This is a genomic window from Silicimonas lutimaris, assembly GCF_047314965.1.
GTDB lineage: Bacteria > Pseudomonadota > Alphaproteobacteria > Rhodobacterales > Rhodobacteraceae > JAVJUV01.
Window position 1 is genome coordinate 93,026 of the sequence record NZ_JBLBVK010000038.1, and the last position, 23,404, is coordinate 116,429.

The following is a 23,404-nucleotide window of genomic DNA, read 5'->3' on the forward strand; positions in this document are numbered from 1 at the left end:
ATGCTGCAATGAAAGACGGCGTGTGGCCTGGCCGTCCCTTCAGGACCGGGCCAGTCAGGCCAGTGCTGTGCGGATCCTGAACTTCATCGGCTGCCCTCCACGTGCGGCTTCGACTGAATAGCGGATCGCACCCGGGCTGTCATCCCCGTTTGCCTGCGCGCCTCAACAGGTCGCTCCGCGTAATGCCGAACCCGCTGTCGATCCATGCTTGCTCAAGCGTGTCCATCATCCGGCCCAGGTCCGGCCCCGAGAACTCCGGCATCAGGTCAACCGCCCTGATCGGAAATTCCTGTTCCGCGGCATGCCGCGCGTCGGTGATCGCAGCCATGTCCACCGATGACCCGATCGATGCAGCCGCCAGAACCAGACCGTCCAAAGCCGTTCGCGCACCAAGCCGGTATCCCGCCTCTGCCGGCGACATCGCGGTCGCCTTCCTGATATCCGACAACCGGGCGGCATCCCTGCGTGACAACCTCAAGCCTTCCCGCAAGCCCTCTCCACCAAGCGCCGCCAGCCGACGCAAGGCATCGGGGGCAAGCCCGACAGAATGCTCCAGGTGCACCAGCGGAGCCAGCGCCCGGTCGTCGGTCCCGGGCATGATCGCGGAAAGAACGCCAGTCGATCGCATGCCGGCAACAGCCGGCGCAGGATTGGGCGCCGCCAGCAGCTTCATCACCTCGGCCCCGATCCTCTCCCGCGATAGGGCAGCCAGACCGTCCACATGGGCCGCGATCGCCGCGATCGCCTCGGGATCGAAACCTTCCGCCGAATCCCCGTACCAGGCGTGAAACCGGAAGAACCGAAGGCTTCTCAGATAGTCCTCCCGGATACGCGTCGGGGCATCCTCGATAAACCGGATGCGCCGCGCCGCAAGGTCCGGCAGTCCCCCGATCGGATCCTGCACATGACCCTCGCTGTCGGCATAAAGCGCGTTCATCGTGAAATCGCGCCGGCGCGCGTCCTCGTCGATTGTCCCCGCGAAAGCCACGGTCGCGCGCCGCCCGTCCGTCTCGACATCATGGCGGAACGTGGTCACCTCATGCGGCACGCCGCTTGAGACGACAGTGACCGTTCCATGATCGATCCCCGTCGGCACGGCGTGAAATCCGGCTGCGACCGCAAGGTTCAGAACCATTTCGGGCCGGGCATCCGTCGTTATGTCGATGTCCTTGACGGGCATGCCCAAGAGGCTGTCGCGCACACAGCCCCCGACCGCATAGGCCTGAAACCCGGCATCAAGCAGCATTGCGAAAACCCTTTGGGTCGCTCGCGCGTTCAGCCAGTCCGCCTCAATCCGCGTCATCCGCCATCCGATCAGCCAGGGCCCGCAACATGCGCGCCGTCGCTCCCCAGATGTAATAGGGTCCCCAAGGAACCGCAAAGTAAGACCGCACCTGCCCCCGCCAGCGGCGCGACTGGATCCTGTACTGCGCGATGTCCATGACGTGATCCAGCGGCACCTCGAAGACTTCTTCGACCTCGCCGGCCTCGGGCATGGCGCGGAACCCGGGATCGATCAGCGCAAGCACCGGAGTCACGGTAAACCCGGTCACCGTCTCATGCGACGGCAGCGCGCCCAGGACTTCTGCCTGACCTTCGATCAGACCAATCTCCTCGCGCGCCTCGCGCAAAGCGGTTGCCACCACGTCGCGGTCGTCCGGATCGACTTTGCCGCCCGGAAAGGCGATCTGGCCGGGATGGTGCTTCAGCGCGGACGAGCGCTTGGTCAGAAGCACATGCGCGTCGCGCCCCCTGTCAATTACAGGCACAAGCACGCCGGCAGCGCGCAGCGGGCGCCCCTCGGGCAGCACCACGCCCTTGTTCAGGTCAAAGTCCGACGACGGACGCCCGTGCATCGCAAGCGCACGATCAAGCCGGAACCGAAGATCAGATGTCATCCTTCGCCTCGAACCCAAGCGTCGCCGGGTCGAATTCGTAATGCGCGCCGCAAAACTGGCAATCCGCCGTCACGATGCCCTCGTCCGTCGTCATATGGCCGATGTCCTTGGCCGAGTAGATCGACAACGTCTGGCGCACACGATCAGGCGAACAGGTGCAGCCGAATTCCACCGGCTGCGCATCGAACACCCGCGGACCGTCTTCATGAAACAGGCGGACCAGCAACTCGGACGGCTGCACACTGGGACCGATCAGCTCCATATCCTCGGCCGTATCCAGCAGGACGTTCACGTGGTTCCAGTCCTCGGCGGCGTCGCCCTCAAGGATGTCGGTGGCCTCCAGAAGCCCGCCGTCGCCCGATCCGCCACCGGTCGCATGCGGCGATGCCTCCGGCATCTGCTGCAACATCACGCCACCGGCGCGCCAGTGAAGCGGCTCACCAGGCGTCTGCGACTGGCCAAAGCTCAGAGCGAACCGCGTAGGCAACTGCTCAGACTGCGCGAAATAGGTCTCGGCACAGGCAGCCAGCGATCCGCCCGCAATGGGCGTGATGCCCTGGTAGGGAGTCATGCCCTGCCCCTGATCGATGAGAATCGCGAAGTAACCCTTTCCGATCTGGCGAAACGGATCGCCATTCGGCTCAAGCCGCGTTTCGTCGAAACTGGCATAGGCACGAATGCGCGCAGGCTGACCATCCTCGGAAGGCCCGTAATAGTCGGTCGCGATCAGGCGCGCCGGACCGTCGCCGCGCACTTGCAGCGATAGTTTCCAACGCAATTTGATCGTCTGGCCAATCATTGCCGTCAGCAAGGTCGCCTCGGCGATCAGGGCCTCGATGGCAGGAGGATAGTCATGCTGGGCAAGAACCCGCTGCAGGACTCCGTCCAGACGCGCCACGCGGCCACGCGTGTCGGTCCGGTCCAGCTGAAACGGCAGGACGGTATCGTCCCAGGCGATTTTCGATCCAATACTCATGGGGTTTCCTTGGGCAACGGCTGCGTGCCATACCGCGTCTATATAGTCACTGCAAGCTGAGGACCAAGGCATGATCCCTCGCATCGGCGAACCTGTAAGGGCCGGAATCAGATATCGGCAGAGACCCGGTATCTACGCTGTCCTCATACGCAACGGTGCCGTGCTCCTGACCCACCAGATGGAACCCGAACCGGAATACCAGCTTCCGGGCGGCGGGATCGATCCGGGCGAGGATCCGATCCCTGCCCTGCATCGCGAAGTACTCGAAGAGACCGGCTGGCGGATCGGCCGCGCCACCCGTCTTGGTGTGTTCCGGCGGTTCACCTACATGCCCGAATACGACCTTTGGGCAGAGAAGATCTGTCACGTCTATTTGGCGCGCCCCTCGATGCGGCTCGGCCCTCCAACCGAAGAGGGGCACACAGCCATCTGGACCTCGCCCGATATTGCGGCCGAACTTGTCGCCAACCCCGGCGACAGGATGTTCATTCAAAAGACCGCCGGTCTCGCAATCTAGGCGCGCTCGACAAGGATTGCCGACAGATCGTCCGGAAAATCGCGGCTCGATGCGAACGCGCCCAGCGCATCGACCAGACCGGACAGCAGGGCCGGGCCTCGCAGTTCAGCCCTGTCCCGCAGAATCTGCGAAAGGCCCCCTTCTGCCAGGAGATTTCCCTCTGAGTCCGGACATTCCGTGATGCCGTCCGAATAGATCAGAAGTCGGTCTCCCGACCCAAGCGTGATTCTCGAGACCTCGTACTGGGCTGTGTTCACAAGGCCGATGGGCATGCCAAATCTTTCGTGAAACTCCATCCGGCCGTCTGCCCGCAGGATCAAGGGGCTGGGATGTCCCGCCTGGCACAGGACGACTTCACCGGTTCGCAGGGACACGCACGCCAAAACCATTGTCAGGTATTGGTCCGAGTCCGTGTCCCCCTGAAGAAGAACATTCAGCCTGTCGCACACTTCATCCGGGGCAAGCATATCGAAACCATCCGCCGTGGCGACCAGTGCGATGTTCCGCTCGGGGGCGGCACCGCTGAAATAGGACGCGATCCGCGCCGTCATGAGCGCCGAGCTGACCCCATGGCCCGAGACGTCGACGGCATAAATGCCCCGCTCGCCCTCTCGGATCGGAAAATAACCGACCATATCGCCGCCGACATGGCCGCTGGGCCGGAACAGAAGCGAGACATCGGCACCCTCAAGAGGAACGAAAGCGTCGGGCACAAGGCCCTCTTGGAAGCGCCGCGCCTCGCGAAGATCGCGGTCGATCGCCGAATATGCCTCCGAAAGCTTGTCCCGCGTCAGCCGTAGTTCCGCATTCTTCACCGACAGGGCGCGCTGTGCGTTCAGCACACGCTCTCCCGCGCGCAGCCTTGCATGCAGTTCTATTGAGCTGACCGGTTTCGACAGAAAGTCGTCCGCTCCGCTTTCCAGACCCTCGGCCAGAATCTCGCGATCGGTCTGCGCGGTTAGAAGGATGAAGTAACCGGGCCGGTCACGTTTCATTTTCCGGTAGATCCGGCAGAACTCGACACCCGAGATTCCGGGCATCATCCAGTCGCTGATGATCAACCCTATGTCGCACGTCCGGCAAATCTCCAGGGCCTCTTCACCACTCTCGGCCTCCACCACCGAATACCCCCACCGCGCAAGTGTGCGGGTCATCAGCTGGCGATGCGCACGGCTGTCGTCAACGACCAGAACCATCTCTCCGCCGGCCACCGGATGAGCATTCTCGGGAAGGGAAAATTCGCGCGCCATGTCGTCGCCTATCTCCGAAAGACGTTAAGACGCGCTGAAGGATAGCAATTGAATGAAGAACCGCTTGTTTACCTTCGCCGGCTATCAGGTTTCGCAGGAGGTATCGCCATGATCGATACAGAACGCCTGGCCGACCTCAGGGAAGAGGTCGGCGCCGAAGACCTTGCCGAAGTCGTTGCGCTCTTCTGCGAGGAGGTTGAGGAAACGCTGGATCGTATCCGGAGGCATCCCTCAGGAAACCTCGGTGAAGATCTCCACTTCCTGAAGGGAAGCGCGCTGAACATCGGCATGTCCGAGGTCGGACAACTTTGTCTCGCCGCCGAGAAATCCTGGCGCAGCGACGCCAGCAATCCACCCGACCTGGCGCCGATCATGCACGCTTTCCGCAAGGCCCGGCAGGCATTGTGTCTGGAATTGGAAACCTGACACGACCAGATCGTTCCTCTCACCGATTCGCACTCGAATAGAAAACTGAACACGCCCTTGAAACGGTTATTCGCGCATTATGCTCAGTGACATCTTCATGCCATGATTGATGCCGCATTGTGGACAAATGCAGAATTTCTTTTGCATACGCGTCCAAATCGCGCGCCTCGTAGTTCATTGGCAGATGTAGTGGCTTCGATCTCGTCCAAAAAATTTAATAACCTACTCTTTCTATATATAAAACAACTACTTATATATATTATAATGTCTTTCCGGAAATAAATTCCCCCAAGTCTCCATCCTGAAAATCACAATCCGCCTCATCAAAGGTCGCAATTTCCCGCTCATTTCCGAACATCCGGTGATGACTGCCAAAGTCTCGCCACATACGCTGCCTAGCGTCCCTGGGAACCCGACTGGCCCCCACGCCGAAACACGGAGGAAATGAATACATGTCGAACAAGTTCAAGGGTCCATTGACCGCTCTTATGGTCTCGTCTCTGGCCATCGTACCCGCTGCAACCATCGCCTACGTCGCGATGGCCGATGTCGCATTCGCAAAGTCCGACAAGGCCGGTGGCAATGGCAACGGCAAGGGCGGTTCCGCAAAATCATCCGCAGGCGGCTCAAAGGGCAACTCGGGAACGAAATCCGCGTCTTCCTCCTCCGGCGGCGGCAAGAGCCGCGGCCATGGCGGGCTGGACAATTTCTTCCAGAAGCTGACCGGCAAGGACAAGGCGAAGTCCGCCAAATCAAAGTCCACGGGCAACTCGGCAAAACTCGCCTCGGCTGAGCCGAAAGAGCGTCCTGTCAAGGATGCGATGCACCCCAGCAACCTTGGCAACATGAACGGCGCGCTAAATGCAAATATCAACGCCGTTCTGGCGCACATCAAGAACGGGAACACCAATGGTCCTGTCGGCGCCATGGCGCTTCTCGCGGTTGCCAAGACCAAGGCGAACGAAGGTCAGGTCGTTCTTGACCTTCAGCAGGACTTCCTGACGCTTGAGGGCGAACTCCAGCGTGCCGGTTACGAAAGTGTCGAAGATTATTTCGCCGCCCTCGATGGCAAGGACCCGATCGAACCGATTCAGCCGATCGAGGACGCGATCGGTGCGCTGGCAAGTGCCGAGCAGTCCGAGGCCGACCTGAAGACGGCGCTCGAAGGCGCCGGGTTCTTCGGCGACACCGCTCTTGACGACTATCTCGCCGCGGGAGCCGGCGTCATCCAGGTCGATGACGCAATCTCCGCCTACACCGATCCGGTCGATGCCCAGGCCGACCTCGATCAGGCCTTGGCAGATGCGATGTATCAAGGTGACGATCCGCTCGCTGACTATCTGTCCGACAAGGCCGGCACGCCCCCGGCCGACGAAGACACGGTACTCAACGGTGCCATCGAAAACCTCGACGGCGATGTGGCCTCCCGTACGGACGTTCAAAAGACTGAACCGAGCGAAGAAGAAGTCACCGAAGCCAATGAAAAGGTGGCGGGCCAGGCCGAGGCCGAGGCCGAAGTCCTCGCGCTCTGGAACAAGTCCGGAACCGCGCCCGCCGAAACCGAAGCTGAGCTCCTCGCTGCGTTACATGAACGGCTCGACGCCGAAGCCGAGGCTATCGCAGCCGCTGTGGCCGAGGTAGAAGCCGACGTATCGACGGAAGAAGAGCCGGTCCAAGAGGAGCTAACTGAGTGTGACGCAGAATCAACCGAATGCGCTCCGGACGAGGAAATCGCCGCCGTCGAATAGCATCCGGCATTAATCCACCAACAAGGGCGGCTTCGGCCGCCCTTTTCCTTTGCCTCGCCACCTTGTTCCCGCGCCTGAAAAAACGTAAACGCCCACGGATACCAGAATCCGGGAAACATCCATGTCCGCGCCCAAGAAAGTCGTGCTTGCCTATTCCGGCGGCCTCGATACCTCGATCATCCTGAAATGGCTTCAGTCCGAATACGGCTGCGAAGTTGTCACCTTCACCGCCGATCTCGGCCAGGGGGAAGAGCTGGAGCCCGCTCGCGCCAAGGCCGAGTTGCTGGGCGTCAAGGAAATCTACATCGAAGACCTGCGCGAGGAATTCACCCGGGATTTCGTCTTCCCGATGTTTCGCGCCAACGCGCTGTACGAGGGTCTCTACCTGCTCGGCACCTCCATTGCCCGCCCGCTGATCTCCAAGCGGCTGGTAGAAATCGCCGCCGAAACTGGCGCCGACGCCGTCAGCCACGGGGCGACCGGCAAGGGCAATGACCAAGTCCGTTTCGAACTCTCCGCCTATGCGCTGAACCCCGATATCAAGGTCATTGCGCCCTGGCGGCTCTGGGACCTGACCTCGCGGACGAAACTTCTCGACTTCGCCGAAAAGAACCAGATCCCTATCGCCAAGGACAAGCGTGGCGAAGCGCCGTTCTCGGTCGACGCAAACCTTCTGCACACCTCCTCCGAAGGCAAGGTGCTGGAAGACCCTGCGGTCGAGGCTCCCGACTACGTCGCCCAGCGCGTCGTTCCCGTCGAGCAGGCGCCGGATACCCCGGAGTTCATCGAGATTGGCTTCGAAAAGGGCGACGCGGTGTCGATCAACGGCAAGGCGATGTCGCCTGCCACGATCCTCACCAAACTCAACGAGCTTGGCGGCAAGCACGGCGTCGGCCTCCTCGACCTCGTCGAGAACCGTTTCGTCGGCATGAAATCGCGCGGGGTCTACGAGACACCCGGCGGCACCATTCTGCTCGAAGCCCATCGCGGCATCGAACAGATCACGCTCGACTCCGGCGCGGGTCACCTGAAGGATTCGATCATGCCGCGCTATGCCGAACTGATCTACAACGGCTTCTGGTTCTCGCCCGAGCGCGAGATGCTCCAGGCGCTGATCGACAAAAGCCAGGAACATGTCACCGGCACTGTTCGCATAAAGCTCTACAAGGGCTCGGCCCGCACCGTCGCGCGTTGGTCGGATCACTCGCTCTATTCCGAACAGCACGTCACCTTCGAGGAAGATGCCGGCGCCTACGACCAGAAGGACGCGCAGGGCTTCATCCAGCTGAACGCGCTCCGGCTGAAACTGCTGGCAGCAAGAAAGCGCCGTCTCGGCTGATCGAGAAGCTCAGGACAATTCGACTAAAATTGTCCTTCCTCTTGGCCAAAATACTTCGGGGGGAGTCGCGCTTGCGCGACGGGGGCAGAGCCCCCTCCCCCGATCGCTACATCTGGTAGCGCCGGATATATAGCATTTTCCTTTGCCATACGCTTTGCCGACGCTTTGCGGACGGTTTGCCGATCGCGTCTTGCCCTTGCTTTTAAGGGAATCTGCTCCTGGCCCCGCACGACGCAGCAGAACGACGCGAACCTTGTGGGAAGAAGTCGTTAACGAATCCGCCGCTCGAACAGCTTCTTATAATGCGGCAGGGCTTCTTCCACCAAAGCCGCCTGCGCTCCACCAACCTCCGGCAATGGTCCTTCGGGCCCGGCAAAGCCGGTCGACCGATGCACCGCCCCGTACCAGTGCGGCGCCCAGGCCCCGTCAAAACCCTTCGGGCCGGCAGGCCACGACAACATTGCCGTATCGAAGGGCAATCCAATGATATCACATAGTTTTCTCAGAATCCCTTCGGGATTGTTGCGAATATCGCCGCTGTCCAGAACCGGCCCCGGGATGCGCTGGAATAGTTCCGTCTGACGCGCGTAGCCTATGTCCTGCATCGTCGGATTCTCGCGCTTTGCCACATAGCTCGCCACCACCCGTGCCGGGTGCCGGATCAGGTGGACGTTCACGCAGTCACGAGCCCAGTCCATCGGAAAACCATCGACCATGTGGAATGGCATATGCTTCATGTAAAAGTGCTCTTTCCCATCCGGGATGGGTCCCACACAGGCCTCCGCCACCTTTTGCGGATCGCTCTCATGCGCCGCCAACACCTCATCCCGCATCGGATGATCAATCCCCGTCGCCGCCAGGTAGGCCGCATAGAACGGTTCGTCCCACGCCGCGAAATCTTCCCTGTTTCCAAAGGAATACATCATCGCTGTCGAGATGTTGCGCGGCCCGGACCACATGGCAATTCGCATTGAAAGCCTCCTTTTCCGGGCGACGCTAGGATTGAAACACAGATCACACAAGCGCGACATCACGCGCCGTTGAATTGCTACGGGCAACGGTTGGGGCGCATTCTTCCGGCAATTGAACAGGAGCCCTGAAATGACCCTGACACTTCAGTCCATGAAAGCCCCGCTTCTGGCGGTACTCATCGTCCTCGGACTTGCGGCCCAGTGCAACGTCGCCCGCGCAGCCTCATCCGAAAGGGCCTATTTCGCAGGTGGCTGCTTCTGGTGTGTCGAGGCCGACTTCGAAAAACTCAAGGGAGTCAGGGAAGTCGTCTCAGGTTACACCGGCGGCACGGTGGCGAATCCGACCTACAAGCAGGTAACACGCGGCGGCACTGGGCATTTCGAAGCAGTTGAAGTTCGGTATGATCCCGCAAAAATATCTTATGATCAGTTGCTTCATGCGTTTTTCCGCTCGGTTGACCCAACCGATGCGGGCGGGCAGTTCTGCGATCGTGGAGAAAGTTACCGAACCGCGATCTTCGTTTCTTCGCCCCAGGAGCGCGCAGCAGCAGAGGCCGCAAAAGCCGCCGCCGAAAGCGATCTTGGTCGCAAGATCGTTACGCCGATCTTGGACGCCAAGCCGTTCTACGATGCAGAAGACTACCACCAGGACTATTACAAGAAATCCGATATCGTGCTCACGCGACGCGGCCCGAAAAAGATGATGGATGCCTACAAGTTCTACCGCGATGCTTGCGGTCGTGACAAACGTGTCCGCGAGCTCTGGGGAAGCTCTGCACTGTTTGCCGGCTGATCGCCGACAACCAAGAAGCGATGTTCGCGCGGTGGCTTTTCTCCTAAGTTTCTAGCCGACCTTGCAAGCGGCCAGCACCGCCATGTGCAGGATATCGTTCACGCTGCTGACGGACGGCAAGATCTGGATAGGCTTGTCGACGCCGGTCAAAATTGGTCCGATCACGGTAGCTCCCGCCATTTCCTGCATCAGCTTGACCGAGATCGAAGCCGAGTGACGCGCTGGAACGACGAGAATATTGGCGGGCCCGGTCAATCGCGAGAACGGATAGGCTTCTCTCGCTTTCGGATTCAGAGCCACGTCGACGGTCATTTCCCCTTCGTACTCGAAATCGACATCCATCCCGTCCAGAACCTTTGGTGCGAAATGCATTTTCGCAGCACGCTCGGAGACCGGGTATCCAAAGGTAGAAAAACTGACGAACGCGACCCGTGGTTCCAGACCCAGTGACCGGGCGACTTTCGCACTTTGAATAGCGATATGCGCAAGGTCATGGTCATCCGGCCATTCGTGAACCAAGGTATCAGCGATAAGAACGATCCGGCCTCGATGCAGAAGCGCCGTCACGCCGACAGCGCCGTCCTCGGCCCTGGCGTCGAATACGTGGTTGATAAGGCTCAGCACATGCGCGGATTTTCGTGTTGCTCCCGTTACCAGCGCATCACCGTGACCATGTGCAAGCATAAGGGCGGCGAAGACATGCCTGTCTCGTGCCGCAAGACGGTGGATGTCCGTCCGGTCAAATCCCGATCTTTGAAGGCGCTTGTAGAGGAAGTCCTTGTACGTATCCAAATGGGCAGTATTTGCAGCGTTTACGATTTCAAGCTCGGAGAACGCGTCGCCCAAACCCTCGCTTTCAAGCCGCTGCTTTACGTCCGCTTCGCGCCCCACTACCAGCGCTTTCCCGAAACCGTTGCGTTGATACGAAACCGCTGCGCGCAGGACGCGCGTATCGTCGCCCTCCGCAAAGATCATTCGGGATTGAGCGGCCCTTGCGCGCGCGTTGATCGACCGGAGAATACTGGCGGTAGGGTCCATCCGGGATTTGAGCGCCAGTTCATAGGATTCCATATCCACGATCGGTCGACGCGCAACGCCGGTATCCATGCCTGCCCTTGCCACCGCGGTGGGCACGCGATGAATTAGACGCGGATCAAACGGGGTGGGTATGATATAGTCTCTTCCGAAGGTCAGTTTTCTGCCATAGGCTATGGCCACTTCATCCGGAACGTCTTCTCGGGCCAACTCGGCCAGAGCCTTGGCGCAGGCGATCTTCATCTCGTCGTTTATTGCGCGAGCGTGGATGTCCAACGCTCCACGGAAGAGATACGGAAACCCCAAAACGTTGTTTACCTGGTTTGGGTAATCCGAGCGCCCCGTTGCAACGATGGCGTCTTCGCGTACTGCTTGCGCTTCCTCCGGAGTGATTTCGGGATCAGGATTTGCCATGGCGAAAATGACCGGGTTTGGCGCCATTCTCTCCACCATCTCGGGCGTCACCGCACCCTTGACGCTGACGCCGAGAAAGACGTCGGCCCCAACCATGGCCTCTTCCAGAGTTCTGAGCTTGGTCTTGATGGCATGCGCAGATTTCCACTGGTTCATGCCCTCGGTACGACCCTGCCAGATGACACCCTTGGTATCGCAGACGATGCAGTTCTCGTGGCGAGCGCCCATCCTTTTGAGAAGTTCGATACACGCAATCCCGGCGGCTCCTGCGCCGTTCAAGACGATTTTTACGTCTTCTATCTTCTTTCCTGAAATTTGCAGCGCATTCAGCAAACCAGCTGCACAGATCACCGCGGTTCCGTGCTGGTCATCGTGAAAGACGGGTATGTCGCACTCTTCCTTCAGACGCTGCTCGATGATGAAGCACTCCGGCGCCTTTATGTCCTCGAGATTGATGCCGCCAAACGTTGGGCTCATGAGCCTTACAGCCTGACAAAATGCGTCCACGTCCTCCGTATCAAGTTCGATGTCGATGGAATTGACATCAGCGAAACGCTTGAACAGCACTGCTTTGCCTTCCATGACCGGCTTAGAGCCAAGCGCCCCCAGATTCCCCAACCCCAGAACCGCGGTTCCATTGGATACAACTGCCACAAGGTTTCCCTTGTTGGTATAGTCATAGGCAACTTCGGGGTTGGCTGCGATTTCCTCGCAAGGGATGGCAACGCCAGGCGAATAGGCCAGTGACAGATCCCTCTGGGTGGTCATCGGCACCGTCGCATGAATCTCGAATTTTCCCGGTGTCGGATGCATGTGAAAGGACAGTGCGTCCTCACGTGTAAATTTCGGATTCGCCATGCCTATCCTCCCTGTGCCCGTTGACATTACTGGTCCCCACGGCAGGGGCAACAGCACGATTTCGCCTTTCTTCCGCTGACTCGGCCAGTTAGATTCCACGAAATCCGCACTGGGGGGTGTGAGCAGTGACAGTCCCGAACGCCGCCGTCACACCGATGATGGCGCAATATCTGGAAATTAAATCAGCGCATCCGGATGCGCTGCTCTTTTACCGGATGGGCGACTTTTATGAACTCTTCTTCGAAGACGCCGCAGCGGCTGCCGCGGCTCTGGACATCGCGCTCACCAAACGCGGCAAGCATCTGGGCGAAGATATCGCGATGTGCGGTGTCCCTGTTCATTCGGCGGAAGGCTATCTCCTCACCCTCATCCGAAAGGGTTTTCGCGTAGCGGTCTGTGAACAACTTGAGGACCCAGCCGAGGCGAAAAAGCGAGGATCGAAAGCCGTCGTCAAACGGGGTGTCGTTCGTCTTGTCACTCCCGGCACACTAACCGAAGAGTCGCTTCTGGAGGCCCGTCGCAATAATTTTCTCGTTTCCCTTTCAGAGGTTCGTGGAGAGGCAGCCATTGCCTGGGTCGACATATCGACCGGTGAATTCCGGGTGCTGCCTTGTTCGCCTTCGCGTTTTGCGCCCGAGCTTGCGCGCCTTCAGGCTCGCGAGGTGATCGTCTCCGAATCGAAAGAAGGCGATTACAATGACTTGGTTTCGGATTCGGGCGCTTCGCTTACACCGCTTGCACCGGGTTGTTTCGACAGTCAGACCGCAACCAAACGTCTAACGGACCTCTATAAAGTTGGCAGCCTGGAGTCCTTTGGTGCTTTTGGACGGGCAGAGATTTCTGCCATGGGAGCCATCGTCGACTATTTGGACTTAACACAAAAGGGTAACCTGCCGCTGCTGCGCCCTCCGGTGCGAGAAGCGGTTTCGTCAACCGTTCAGATCGATGCCTCAACCCGGCGAAACCTGGAATTGACACGATCACTCTCAGGTACCCGAGAAGGTTCTCTCTTAAGCGCAATCGACCGAACGACGACCGCCGGCGGTGGCCGCTTGCTGGAACGTCGGATTTCAGCACCCTCTCGGGATCTGTTCACCATTCATCAGCGACTGAGTGCTTCGGCTTGGTTCTTTGACGAGTCGGATAAATGCGAGTCGATCAGGTCGTGTCTGCGCCGTTGCCCTGACATTCAGCGCGCTATGTCAAGAATTGCTCTTGGTCGCGGAGGTCCGCGGGACCTCGCCGCGATACGAAATGCGCTTTTGCAACTTCCCGCAATAGAAGGCCTTCTGTTGGGCGAGGTGCCTGAGATCATTGGGGCATGGCTGCAAGACTTCTCGTCCTTCGAAGGTCTTTTGGAAATGCTGAATTCCGCTCTGGTTGCCGAGCCTCCTCTTCTGGTTCGTGACGGTGGCTTCATTGCTTCCGGTTACGACGCAGATTTGGACGAGGCGCGAACATTGCGCGGCGAAGGCCGAAGCGTAATTGCCGGCTTCCAGGCTGACTACGTCAGGGAAACCGGGATCAGCTCTCTGAAAATCAAGCACAACAACGTGTTGGGCTATTTTATCGAAACAACGGCTACACATGCCGAGAAGATGTTGTCCGCCGAATTCTCGGAAAAGTTCATCCACCGGCAAACGACAGCCAACTCGGTGCGATTCACAACCCTAGAATTGTCCGAGATCGAGACCAAAATCCTCAATGCTGGCGCAAGAGCGCTTGAAATGGAGAAGCGAGTTTTCGACCGGCTGGTCGGTGCAATCCTGAATCAGTCCGGAATCCTTGGAACTGTGGCCAGCGCTCTTGCGGAACTGGATGTTGCATCGGCCTTCGCAACACTTGCCCAAGCAGAGGATTGGTGCGAACCCAAAGTCGACGACAGCCGAACTTTCCGAATTGTTGGTGGCCGCCATCCGGTTGTGGAAACGGCACTCAAATCGGTCAGCGGAGCAAGATTCATAGCGAACGACTGTGACTTGAGCGCCGACAGAACTGCTGCCATCTGGCTACTTACCGGTCCCAATATGGCGGGTAAGTCAACATTTTTAAGGCAGAACGCCTTGATTGCTCTCTTGGCGCAGGCCGGGAGCTTTGTACCCGCAAGGGAAGCGCATATTGGTCTCATAAGCCAGTTGTTCAGTCGAGTTGGAGCGTCGGACGACCTGGCAAGGGGGCGCTCCACATTCATGGTCGAAATGGTAGAGACAGCGGCAATTCTGAATCAGGCAGACGATCGTGCACTTGTCATCCTGGATGAAATCGGTCGCGGCACTGCAACCTATGACGGCCTTTCGATTGCATGGGCAACGCTGGAGCACCTTCACAACGCGAACGGGTGCCGCGCACTGTTTGCCACCCACTATCACGAAATGACTCAGCTTGCCGACAGGCTTGAAGGAGTCGAGAACGCAACGGTCGCCGTCAAGGAGTGGGAAGGCGAGGTGATTTTCCTGCACGAAGTGAGGAAAGGCGCCGCGGATCGAAGCTATGGCGTCCAGGTCGCTCGTCTAGCCGGGCTCCCGGATGCGGTTGTCGAGCGCGCGCGTATTGTTCTTGAGGCCCTCGAGAAAGGCGAACGAGAGGGCGGCCCAAGACAAAAGGCGCTTGTCGACGATCTCCCGCTGTTTTCCGTTGCGGCGCCGACTCCGGCGCCAAGATCGGTCAAAAGCTCCGAAATAGAAAAGATAATCGAAGAGCTGCTGCCCGACGAAATGACCCCTCGCGAGGCTTTGGATACGCTTTATTCGCTAAAGGCTTTGTCTAAGAAGCAGGACTCGAGCTGACGCCAACCTTAGCCGGACGAAGCAACCGTTCGTGCAGCATGAAGCCATCGGCGGTTACTTGAATGATCTCTCCAGCCTTCGTTCCTGGAACCGGCGCCTCGAACATCGCTTCATGAACGGCAGGATCGAATTTGTCGCCAACATCTGGCGAGATCAGCTCGATTCCGTGCTTCCGAAACACATTGAGGAGTTCGCGCATCGTAAGCTCCAACCCCTCAATCACGGCCTTGTTCGCCTCGCGGTTTTCGACAGGAATTGACTCAACGGCGCGCTTCATGTTGTCAAACACCGAGAGCATATCCCGAGCCAACCGCGAACCACCGTATTGTTCCGCTTCGCGGCGATCCCTTTCGGACCGTTTGCGCGAGTTCTCGGCATCTGCGAGCGCGCGCATCCATTTGTCTTTGAGCTCATCACGCTCCGCCTCGAGCTCTGCGATGCGCTGATCGTCCGTAGGATCTTCCAGCGCCTCCGGAGAGTCGATGTCGATCAGCTCTTCTTCATTCGCCGGTTTCTTGGCTTCTGCGTTGCTCATGCTTTGCCTCGGTCTGAAATAAGCCGCCCGACGAGTTGGGCGGTGTAGTCAACGATTGGCACGATACGTCCATAGTTCAACCGTGTGGGTCCTATGACACCGATCGCGCCGACGATCTTTCGATCCGCGTTCATATATGGAGATACAACCAAAGAGGAACCCGAAAGTGAGAAGAGTTTGTTCTCTGAGCCAATAAAAATTCGAACCCCCTCGCCCGCTTCGGTCAATTCAAGAAACTCCGCGATGTCGCGCTTTCTTTCAAGATCGTCAAACAGGTTCCGGATCAGCTCCAGATCGTGTTCTTCGGTGGAATTCGCCAAAAGATTCGCACGCCCACGTACTATCAGCCTTTCATACGGCGTTCCTTCGCTTTCCCAATATGCGGCGCCGTTTTCCACGAGGTCACGAGCCAAGCCATCCAATTCCTGGCGACGTCGCGCAATTTCACGAGATACGACAACTCCTAGCTCTCTTAGAGTGTGTCCTTCAATGATCGAATTCAGAAAGTTGGCCGCCTCACGCATCGAGCTTGGAGTCTGACCCGCAGGAGGCACGAAAACCCGGTTTTCTACGTGCCCATCCCCAAAGACCAAGACAACAAGGGCCCGATCATGCGCAAGACTGACAAAATCAATGTGCTTGAGCGGAGCTTCATGTTTTGGGGCCAGAACAAGACTGGCCCCGTGCGTAACCCCGGACAATGCGGAACCAACCCGATCGAGAAGAGTTGTAACGTCCGTATCGTTACTTTCCAGCTTCCCGTCGATGGCAGCACGGTCTTCCTTGGTCAACTCGCTGATCTCAAGCAGGCCGTCCACAAACATGCGCAGTCCAAGTTGGGTTGGGATGCGACCTGCGGAAATATGCGGCGAATCTAGCAAGCCCAGATATTCCAGGTCCTGCATTACATTTCGGATCGTCGCGGCGCTGACCTTCTCGGTCATTTCGCGCGTCAGCGTTCTGGAGCCTACGGGATCACCTGTTTGGAGATAGCTCTCCACCACCCGACGAAATACTTCGCGGGAGCGATCGTTCATTTCCTCCAGAAGTTTACCTGCGTCGGACATGATCCTTGGATTTCCTTCGAGCAAAGCAATTAAAGGGAAGGTGTCGGCAGGGTCAATCGGGGTTGATGGTTGATGAGCCCCCGACTATCAAGCGCTGTCAAACGCAGCGAGGTATCCACATGCGCCCTTCCGGTCGTGATGTAAGTGAAATGCGCCCGATTTCAATCGAACTGGGTGTGGCGCGACATGCCGAAGGATCATGTCTGATCCGGTGCGGAGACACGCATGTGCTGTGCACCGCTTCCATTGATGAACGTGTCCCGCCGTGGATGAAGAACTCTGGATTGGGTTGGGTCACGGCCGAATATGGAATGCTTCCAAGAGCGACGCACACAAGGACCCGGCGTGAAGCGAAGAACGGTCAATCCGGAAGAACTCAAGAAATTCAGAGGCTTATAGGTAGGTCTCTTCGGGCATGCGTGGATCGTCCTGCGCTCGGTGAACGCCAGATCACCATTGACTGCGATGTGATACAAGCCGACGGTGGCACACGTTGTGCTTCGATTACAGGCGGTTGGGTGGCGCTTCGAATGGCCGTCAACCAGCTGATGAAGGCCGGCTTGGTGACATCGGATCCGTTGATTGATCATGTCGGTGCTGTGTCATGCGGCATTTATGCGGGTCAACCTGTGCTTGATCTGGATTATTCTGAAGACAGTGAGGCTGGGGTCGACGGTAATTTCGTCCTGACCGGTCGAGGTAAATTGATCGAAATTCAGATGTCCGCTGAAGGTCAAACCTTTTCGAAGGATCAATTGGCTACCCTGCTCGACCTGGCTGAACATGGCGTCGGCTCGCTTGTGCAGGCCCAGAAGGCTGCCTTTGTTTGATGCGTAAGTTCACCAGCAAAACATTGCTCATCGCCACGCACAATTCTGGCAAGCTGGAAGAGATCGCTGACTTGTTGGGAGATTTTGGAATCACGGTCGTTGGAGCGGCCGAGTTAGATCTTCCTGAGCCCCATGAAACCGGGACATCATTTGTCGAGAATGCAAGGATAAAGGCGCATGCTGCTGCGAAGGCTACCGGCCTGCCCGCACTTTCTGACGACTCCGGCATCGAAATCGACGGGCTTGATGGTGCACCCGGTGTCTATACGGCCGACTGGGCGGAAACGCCTTCAGGTCGCGATTTTGTGTTGGCCATGACTCGTGCGCATGACGAACTCGTCGCTCGCGGGGCTCCAAAACCTTGGACTGCACGCTTTTGCTGCACTTTTGTGCTTGCCTGGCCGGACGGACATGACGAAGTTTTCGAGGGCCGCATGGAAGGTCAAATTGTTTGGCCTATGCGCGGAGGCCATGGCCATGGATACGATCCAATCTTCCAGCCAAAAGGATTTGCGCAAACGTTTGGCGAGATGGATCGCTGGCAGAAAAATCGGATCAGCCATCGTGCAGATGCCTTTAGAAAGCTGATCGCCGTTTTCGAGCATGACTGAGCGCTCCGGCTTTGGACTCTATGTTCACTGGCCCTTTTGCCAGGCGAAGTGTCCCTATTGTGATTTCAACAGTCATGTTGCCGCTTCAGTTGACCAGTCCAGATGGCGAAGCGCGATGGAGTCGGAGATTCGTCGTGTGGGCCGGGAAACAGAAGGGTTGGTTCTTGATACGATCTTTTTCGGCGGCGGCACTCCCAGTCTCATGGAACCTGAGACCGTTGCGAAGGTGATTGAAACAGCACGATCGGTTTGGACGCCTTCGAACGATATGGAGATTACTCTCGAGGCAAATCCCACGTCTGTCGAAGCGTCCCGATTTCAAGGCTATTCGGAAGCTGGCGTGAACCGGGTATCAATTGGCATACAGTCGCTTCGAGATGCTGATCTCAAGCGGTTGGGCCGACTGCACTCGTCGCAAGAAGCTGTGGCGGCACTCGAAATCGCGCGCTCCGTTTTTGATCGGGTGTCCTTCGATCTCATCTATGCCAGACAGAACCAGTCGCTGGCGGATTGGAAGGATGAATTATCAGAAGCACTTTCTTTACACCCGGATCATCTCTCTCTTTATCAACTTAGTATTGAAGACGGCACCGCCTTTGGGGACAGGTTTGCAAGAGGAAAGCTTTCCGGACTTCCGGGCGAGGATTTGGCAGCCGACATGTTTGAGGCTACCCAAGAGATTACGTCTCGTGCGGGTCTCCCGGCTTATGAGATATCCAATCATGCCAAACCAGGACAAGAATCGCGCCACAACCTTATCTATTGGCGGTCTGCGAACTGGGCAGCTGTCGGTCCCGGTGCGCACGGTAGGTGTACATTTCAGGGTAGTCGTGTCGCTACGGCTGCTTTTCCGGCTCCAGGAGCGTGGCTGGAAGCCGTTGAGAAGCGGGGCAGCGGCGAGGCAACGCAAGAACTCCTCTCTGACGAGGAAGCATTTGAAGAAAGAGTCATGATGGGTCTGCGTCTAAGAGAAGGCGTCTCTCGATCAATTTTTTCCCCGATTTATTTGTCTAAAATCAATGAGTTAGTGGATACGGGGCTGATTGAAGTATCTTCTGAAACCTTAAGGGCCACCCCAATGGGGCGGCCCGTACTAAACTTCATACTTCGCCAGCTTCTGGCCTAGTCAAAATTGGGGTCGCTGGGAACCGAAAGTTTCCTGCAAATGTGATCGAGTTGATCCAGCGATCGGTATTTCAAGACGATGGCACCACCGGGCTTTCCTGCTTCGTGGTTAATGGTGACGCTTAATCCCAGAGCCGCCGAAAGGTCCTCCTCCAGCCTTCGCGTATCGGCATCCTTTAGATGGGCAACATTTTTTGCCGTCACGGGTTTTTTGGCATCGCGAGATTTTTTGGCCAGAACCTCTGCTTGACGAACAGATAGCCCATTCTTGATGATCTCTCTCGCAAGGCCGGACGGATCAACTGCAGTGATCAGCGCACGCGCATGTCCGGCCGACAATGCGCCATCACGCACGAAACCTAAAACGTCCTCTGGCAGGGTTAACAAACGAAGCAGATTTGCAATGTGGCTTCGGCTTTTCCCGAGAGCCTCGGCAAGCTGTTCCTGCGTATGCCCAAAGCGATCCATCAACTGGCGGTAGCCAGCTGCTTCCTCGATGGCATTCAAGTCCGCACGCTGAATGTTTTCGATAATCGCAAGCTCGAGAACCTCCGTATCGTCAAGATCTCGAACGATTGCAGGAACCTGGTGCAGTTGGGCGCGCTGGGCGGCGCGCCAGCGCCGTTCGCCCGCGACGATTTCAAAGCCTTCTGGGTTTCTGGGGTTTCTTCGCAGAATGAGCGGCTGGATAATGCCTTTCTCACGGACGGAGGCAGCAAGCTCGTTCAAGGCATCTTCGGCGAAAGTACGTCGAGGCTGGTCCGGATTCGGCGTAATGAGTGCAATGTCTACGAAGGTCTCGGGCTTTCGTGGCGCCTGCTCAGACGTTGCGCGCGAAGGTGCGGATTCGACATCTGCCATCAAGGCCGACAGCCCACGTCCCAGGCCCCTGCGCTCTACCTTCGCTTGTGTCATGTGACTACCCTATGATGCGGTTTCCTTCAACCTATCTACCATTTCTTGTGCCAAAGCGCGATAGGCAATGCTGCCTTTAGACATGGGATCATAGGAAATTACAGGCATAGAATACGATGGCGCCTCCGAGACCCGAACATTCCTCGGAACAATAGTTCGGAACACCAGATCACCTAGTGTCCCGCGTGCATCCATTTCCACCTGTTGACTTAGGTTGTTGCGAACATCGTACATCGTTAGAACAACGCCTTCGATCCTGAGTTCGGGATTTGCCGTTTGGCGAACCTCTCTAACAGTAAGCATCAGTTGTGAAAGGCCCTCCAGCGCGAAAAACTCGCTTTGAAGCGGTATCAGCACTGAGTCAGAGGCCACCATGGCGTTTACCGTAAGGAGGCTGAGCGAAGGTGGACAGTCGATCAGGATGAAGTCCAGATCGTAATTGTCAATTGCGGGCTGCCTCAACGCATCGTGCAACAGAAAGCTACGCTTTTCTGTAGCCATCATTTCGATGTCCGCCGAGCTCAAGTCAGTTGTTGCCGGCGCAAGAAGGAGGCCCTCCACGGCGGTAGTCTTGAGGACATCACCCAACTCGGCGCCCTCCAAAAGGAGATCGTAAGTCGTGTACTTTCGATCTTCCGGCTCAACCCCAAGCCCCGTCGACGCATTGCCCTGCGGATCGAGATCGACAAGAAGGACATTGTATCCCCCTTCCGCGAGGGCTGCCCCGAGGTTGATTGCGGTTGTGGTCTTCCCCACACCGCCTTTCTGGTTTGCAACAGAAATAATCCGCGGTAACCGTGGTCGGATCAGGTCAGACACGCTCGATATCTCCGATTTTTAGGATGACGGCGTCTTTGTCCGTCTGGCTTTGATAAGTTTGGCAATCGAAGCGCCAGCTTTCAAGCGCCGCTGCGATCTCGGCTTGGGCCGTCGAGCCCTTCGGGAACAGCGCGATCCCTCCGGATGCAAGATGCCGGGAGGCGAACCCAAGAAGCACCGTCAGGGGGGCCAGGGCGCGTGCTGACACGACGCTGGCGTGGAGTGGGTCATTATCTTCGATACGGTTTGCTAGCACAGTGAATCCAACGCCCGTTTCTCTGGCCACCGTTCGAAGAAACGCTGCTTTTCTTTGATCTGATTCTACCAACGTCACACGCATATCCGGGGCAGCTTCGCTTGCCATTATTGCAATTACAGCGCCAGGAAAGCCTCCACCGCTTCCCAGATCGGCCCAAAGGCGGCAGCCTTGCGGCCGTAGATTGAATATCTGTGCAGAATCGAGCATATGGCGCTCCCACAACTGAGACAACGATCCCTTCGAAACAAGGTTGATCTTGGGATTCCAGCGCCCCAGCAACCCTGCGTAGGCCTTCAAACGGTCCATTGTTTCACGTGAAACATTGCTTCGGGCCTGAAAGGCGTCCGCGCCAATATTCATGCCCGCCTGCGTTCCGCCTGTCGCAACTTGGCGAGAATCAAAAACAACGCTGCGGGGGTCACGCCCTCTACACGACCAGCCTGGCCAAGAGTCTCGGGTCGGACCTTTGTGAGCTTTTGCTTCAACTCATGCGACAGTCCGTTGAGGCTGGAATAGTCGAAATCCAGCGGAATGGCATAAGCTTCATCTCGCCTTAGGCTGGCCACATCTTGGCGCTGACGTTCGATATACTGCGCGTACAAGCCATCACGCTTCAGTTGATCTCTTATCTCTTCTGGGATGGCCTCCAGCTCCGGGCGCAGCAACAAAAGGTGTGCAAACTCGACGTCTGCAAATGCCAGAAGAGACATCCCGCCACGTCGCTCCCCGTCTGCGGAGATTCGTATTCCAACGGATGCCGCTTCAGACGCCGAAACCTGTACGCCCTGCAGCATCTCACGGCCTAACGCAATCTTTTCCATTTTTTCATTGAACTGGCGCCTGCGGCCATCCCCGACACAACCAGCGCTTATCCCAAAAGGTGTCAGCCTTTGATCAGCGTTGTCGGCGCGCAAAGACAATCTGAACTCTGCACGAGAAGTAAACATTCGATATGGTTCGGTGACGCCCCGGGTGATCAAGTCGTCGACCATCACGCCAATATAAGAAGTTTCTCGGCCGAAGTGGACCGGATCAAGCTCAAGCGCATCGCCGGCAGCATTCAGACCAGCAACCAGCCCTTGGGCTGCCGCCTCTTCATAGCCGGTCGTCCCGTTGATCTGCCCGGCGAGATACAGCCCCGGGACGTCAGCCAGTCGCAGGCTGGATGTCAGCGCCCTCGGATCGACATAGTCGTATTCAATTGCATAGCCAGGCTGCGCAATCTCAGCCGCACCTAAGCCATGAATTGACCGCACATAATCATACTGAACCTCCTCGGGCAAAGACGTCGAGATCCCGTTTGGATAGACGAGGTCGCTCTTCAAGCCCTCTGGCTCAAGGAAGATCTGGTGCGACTGCTTCTCGGCAAACCGAACAACCTTATCCTCGATGGAAGGACAGTATCGCGGGCCGATACCCTCAATGTGGCCACCGTACATGGCAGATCGGCCGAGATTATTTCGAATAATCTCGTGAGTTTTCTCATTCGTGTGAGTGATACCACAGGCCACTTGATCCGCTGACGGTTTGTCAGAAAGGAACGAAAACATCACGGGTTCTTCATCACCCGGCTGTGACTCCACTGCGTCCCAGTCGATTGACTTCGAGCGGATACGGGGGGGTGTTCCCGTCTTGAGGCGACCAAGCGGCAAGCCGAACTCATCAATGCGTTCAGCCAGCCTAACCGAGGGTCTGTCGCCCATTCTCCCGCCGGGCCTTGATACATCGCCTATGTGAATGACGCCCCTAAGGAAGGTACCTGTCGTCAACACAACGGCTGCTGAGGTAATGCGAGAGCCATCACCCAAGATCACCCCAGCGACACTCCCGCGCTCCATGATCAGGTCGGTCACTTCTCCTTCGACAATCCATATTCCGGATTGTCCTGTCATTTCGGCCTGCATCGCTGACCGATATAGATCACGATCCGCCTGAGCCCTTGGGCCTTGAACCGCGGGACCCTTCCGACGGTTCAACAGCCGAAATTGGATACCTGCCTTGTCTGCCACACGCCCCATGACCCCATCCATGGCGTCAACTTCCCTGACAAGGTGACCTTTGCCTAGGCCCCCTATCGCGGGGTTGCATGACATGACTCCGATTCCGGAAAAGCTGAGAGTTACCAGGCAAACACGAGCGCCCCGCCGCGCCGCTGCATGTGCGGCCTCTGCTCCCGCATGACCGCCGCCCACAACTACAACATCCGCGTCTCGATGTTTCACGTGAAACATC

General features: G+C 57.7%; 21 protein-coding genes. 9 read left to right on the plus strand and 12 right to left on the minus strand.

The annotated features are described in order from the left end of the window. Positions 1-139: 139 nt before the first annotated feature. From ACKLNI_RS04695 to hslO, 3 genes are read right to left on the minus strand one after another with little or no spacing between them, the layout of a single operon-like run. Positions 140-1,303 (minus strand): CCA tRNA nucleotidyltransferase, encoded by a 1,164-nt coding sequence (locus ACKLNI_RS04695; RefSeq protein ID WP_413717876.1) that lies wholly within the window; start codon positions 1,301-1,303, stop codon positions 140-142. Next, entirely contained in the window at positions 1,290-1,898 is a 609-nt protein-coding gene (locus ACKLNI_RS04700) for a CoA pyrophosphatase (RefSeq protein WP_413717877.1), read from the minus strand. The genes ACKLNI_RS04695 and ACKLNI_RS04700 overlap by 14 nt, the downstream gene beginning before the upstream one ends. Beyond that, entirely contained in the window at positions 1,888-2,874 is a 987-nt protein-coding gene (gene hslO, locus ACKLNI_RS04705) for an Hsp33 family molecular chaperone HslO (RefSeq protein WP_413717878.1), read from the minus strand. The genes ACKLNI_RS04700 and hslO overlap by 11 nt, the downstream gene beginning before the upstream one ends. Positions 2,875-2,944: 70 nt before the next feature. Between hslO and ACKLNI_RS04710 the strand changes: the two genes are divergently transcribed. Then, on the plus strand, positions 2,945-3,391 hold the full coding sequence (locus tag ACKLNI_RS04710) for an NUDIX hydrolase (protein WP_413717879.1): 447 nt from the start codon (positions 2,945-2,947) through the stop codon (positions 3,389-3,391). Here the strand turns inward: ACKLNI_RS04710 and ACKLNI_RS04715 are convergent. Continuing rightward, the gene (locus ACKLNI_RS04715) at positions 3,388-4,641 is read right to left on the minus strand and encodes a PP2C family protein-serine/threonine phosphatase (protein WP_413717880.1); all 1,254 of its coding nucleotides are present in this window, start codon (positions 4,639-4,641) and stop codon (positions 3,388-3,390) included. The genes ACKLNI_RS04710 and ACKLNI_RS04715 overlap by 4 nt on opposite strands. A 108-nt stretch (positions 4,642-4,749) precedes the next feature. Here ACKLNI_RS04715 and ACKLNI_RS04720 point away from each other — a divergent pair, with 108 nt between their 5' ends. The 3 genes from ACKLNI_RS04720 to ACKLNI_RS04730 all read left to right on the plus strand — a co-directional run bounded on the left by ACKLNI_RS04720 (position 4,750) and on the right by ACKLNI_RS04730 (position 8,154). Next, entirely contained in the window at positions 4,750-5,067 is a 318-nt protein-coding gene (locus ACKLNI_RS04720; protein ID WP_413717881.1) for an Hpt domain-containing protein, read from the plus strand. A 452-nt stretch (positions 5,068-5,519) separates the two neighbouring features. Then, positions 5,520-6,815 (plus strand): hypothetical protein, encoded by a 1,296-nt coding sequence (locus tag ACKLNI_RS04725; RefSeq protein ID WP_413717882.1) that lies wholly within the window; start codon positions 5,520-5,522, stop codon positions 6,813-6,815. 121 nt (positions 6,816-6,936) lie between these two features. Then, the gene (locus tag ACKLNI_RS04730) at positions 6,937-8,154 is read left to right on the plus strand and encodes an argininosuccinate synthase (RefSeq protein ID WP_413717883.1); all 1,218 of its coding nucleotides are present in this window, start codon (positions 6,937-6,939) and stop codon (positions 8,152-8,154) included. Between the two features lie 269 nt (positions 8,155-8,423). Here ACKLNI_RS04730 and ACKLNI_RS04735 read toward each other — a convergent pair whose 3' ends face one another. Next, positions 8,424-9,125 (minus strand): sulfotransferase-like domain-containing protein, encoded by a 702-nt coding sequence (locus ACKLNI_RS04735; protein ID WP_413717884.1) that lies wholly within the window; start codon positions 9,123-9,125, stop codon positions 8,424-8,426. 130 nt (positions 9,126-9,255) lie between these two features. On the opposite strand from ACKLNI_RS04735, the gene msrA reads away from it, so the two are divergent. Continuing rightward, on the plus strand, positions 9,256-9,918 hold the full coding sequence (gene msrA / locus ACKLNI_RS04740; RefSeq protein WP_413717885.1) for a peptide-methionine (S)-S-oxide reductase MsrA: 663 nt from the start codon (positions 9,256-9,258) through the stop codon (positions 9,916-9,918). Positions 9,919-9,969: 51 nt separating this feature from the next. On the opposite strand, the gene ACKLNI_RS04745 is transcribed toward msrA, so the two are convergent. Continuing rightward, the gene (locus ACKLNI_RS04745; protein WP_413717886.1) at positions 9,970-12,225 is read right to left on the minus strand and encodes an NADP-dependent malic enzyme; all 2,256 of its coding nucleotides are present in this window, start codon (positions 12,223-12,225) and stop codon (positions 9,970-9,972) included. A 155-nt stretch (positions 12,226-12,380) separates the two neighbouring features. On the opposite strand from ACKLNI_RS04745, the gene mutS reads away from it, so the two are divergent. Continuing rightward, a complete protein-coding gene (gene mutS / locus ACKLNI_RS04750; protein WP_413717888.1) occupies positions 12,381-15,011 on the plus strand; it encodes a DNA mismatch repair protein MutS in 2,631 nt (876 codons plus the stop codon). Here mutS and ACKLNI_RS04755 read toward each other — a convergent pair. Then, entirely contained in the window at positions 14,989-15,546 is a 558-nt protein-coding gene (locus tag ACKLNI_RS04755) for a nucleotide exchange factor GrpE (RefSeq protein WP_413717889.1), read from the minus strand. The genes mutS and ACKLNI_RS04755 overlap by 23 nt on opposite strands. Beyond that, positions 15,543-16,613 (minus strand): heat-inducible transcriptional repressor HrcA, encoded by a 1,071-nt coding sequence (gene hrcA / locus ACKLNI_RS04760; protein ID WP_413717890.1) that lies wholly within the window; start codon positions 16,611-16,613, stop codon positions 15,543-15,545. The genes ACKLNI_RS04755 and hrcA overlap by 4 nt, the downstream gene beginning before the upstream one ends. Positions 16,614-16,732: 119 nt before the next feature. On the opposite strand from hrcA, the gene rph reads away from it, so the two are divergent. From rph to hemW, 3 genes are read left to right on the plus strand one after another with little or no spacing between them, the layout of a single operon-like run. Beyond that, entirely contained in the window at positions 16,733-17,443 is a 711-nt protein-coding gene (gene rph / locus ACKLNI_RS04765; protein WP_413717969.1) for a ribonuclease PH, read from the plus strand. Then, complete coding sequence (rdgB, locus tag ACKLNI_RS04770; protein WP_413717891.1) at positions 17,443-18,054, plus strand: RdgB/HAM1 family non-canonical purine NTP pyrophosphatase; 612 nt, start codon at positions 17,443-17,445, stop codon at positions 18,052-18,054. Before rph ends, rdgB begins: the two co-directional genes overlap by 1 nt. Beyond that, positions 18,047-19,180: a radical SAM family heme chaperone HemW gene (gene hemW / locus ACKLNI_RS04775; protein ID WP_413717892.1), complete on the plus strand. Its 1,134-nt coding sequence runs from the start codon at positions 18,047-18,049 to the stop codon at positions 19,178-19,180. Before rdgB ends, hemW begins: the two co-directional genes overlap by 8 nt. Here hemW and ACKLNI_RS04780 read toward each other — a convergent pair. Genes ACKLNI_RS04780 through mnmG form a run of 4 tightly spaced genes read right to left on the minus strand, consistent with a single transcriptional unit; the run spans position 19,177 to position 23,403 of the window. Continuing rightward, positions 19,177-20,094 carry a ParB/RepB/Spo0J family partition protein gene (locus tag ACKLNI_RS04780; protein ID WP_413717893.1) on the minus strand — a complete coding sequence of 306 codons (918 nt, stop codon included), beginning with the start codon at positions 20,092-20,094 and terminating at the stop codon, positions 19,177-19,179. The genes hemW and ACKLNI_RS04780 overlap by 4 nt on opposite strands. A 9-nt stretch (positions 20,095-20,103) precedes the next feature. Then, the gene (locus ACKLNI_RS04785; protein ID WP_413717894.1) at positions 20,104-20,913 is read right to left on the minus strand and encodes a ParA family protein; all 810 of its coding nucleotides are present in this window, start codon (positions 20,911-20,913) and stop codon (positions 20,104-20,106) included. After that, positions 20,906-21,532 (minus strand): 16S rRNA (guanine(527)-N(7))-methyltransferase RsmG, encoded by a 627-nt coding sequence (rsmG, locus tag ACKLNI_RS04790; protein WP_413717895.1) that lies wholly within the window; start codon positions 21,530-21,532, stop codon positions 20,906-20,908. The genes ACKLNI_RS04785 and rsmG overlap by 8 nt, the downstream gene beginning before the upstream one ends. Beyond that, positions 21,529-23,403, minus strand: a complete 1,875-nt coding sequence (mnmG, locus tag ACKLNI_RS04795; protein ID WP_413717896.1) for a tRNA uridine-5-carboxymethylaminomethyl(34) synthesis enzyme MnmG — start codon at positions 23,401-23,403, stop codon at positions 21,529-21,531. Before mnmG ends, rsmG begins: the two co-directional genes overlap by 4 nt. Position 23,404 lies beyond the last annotated feature (1 nt).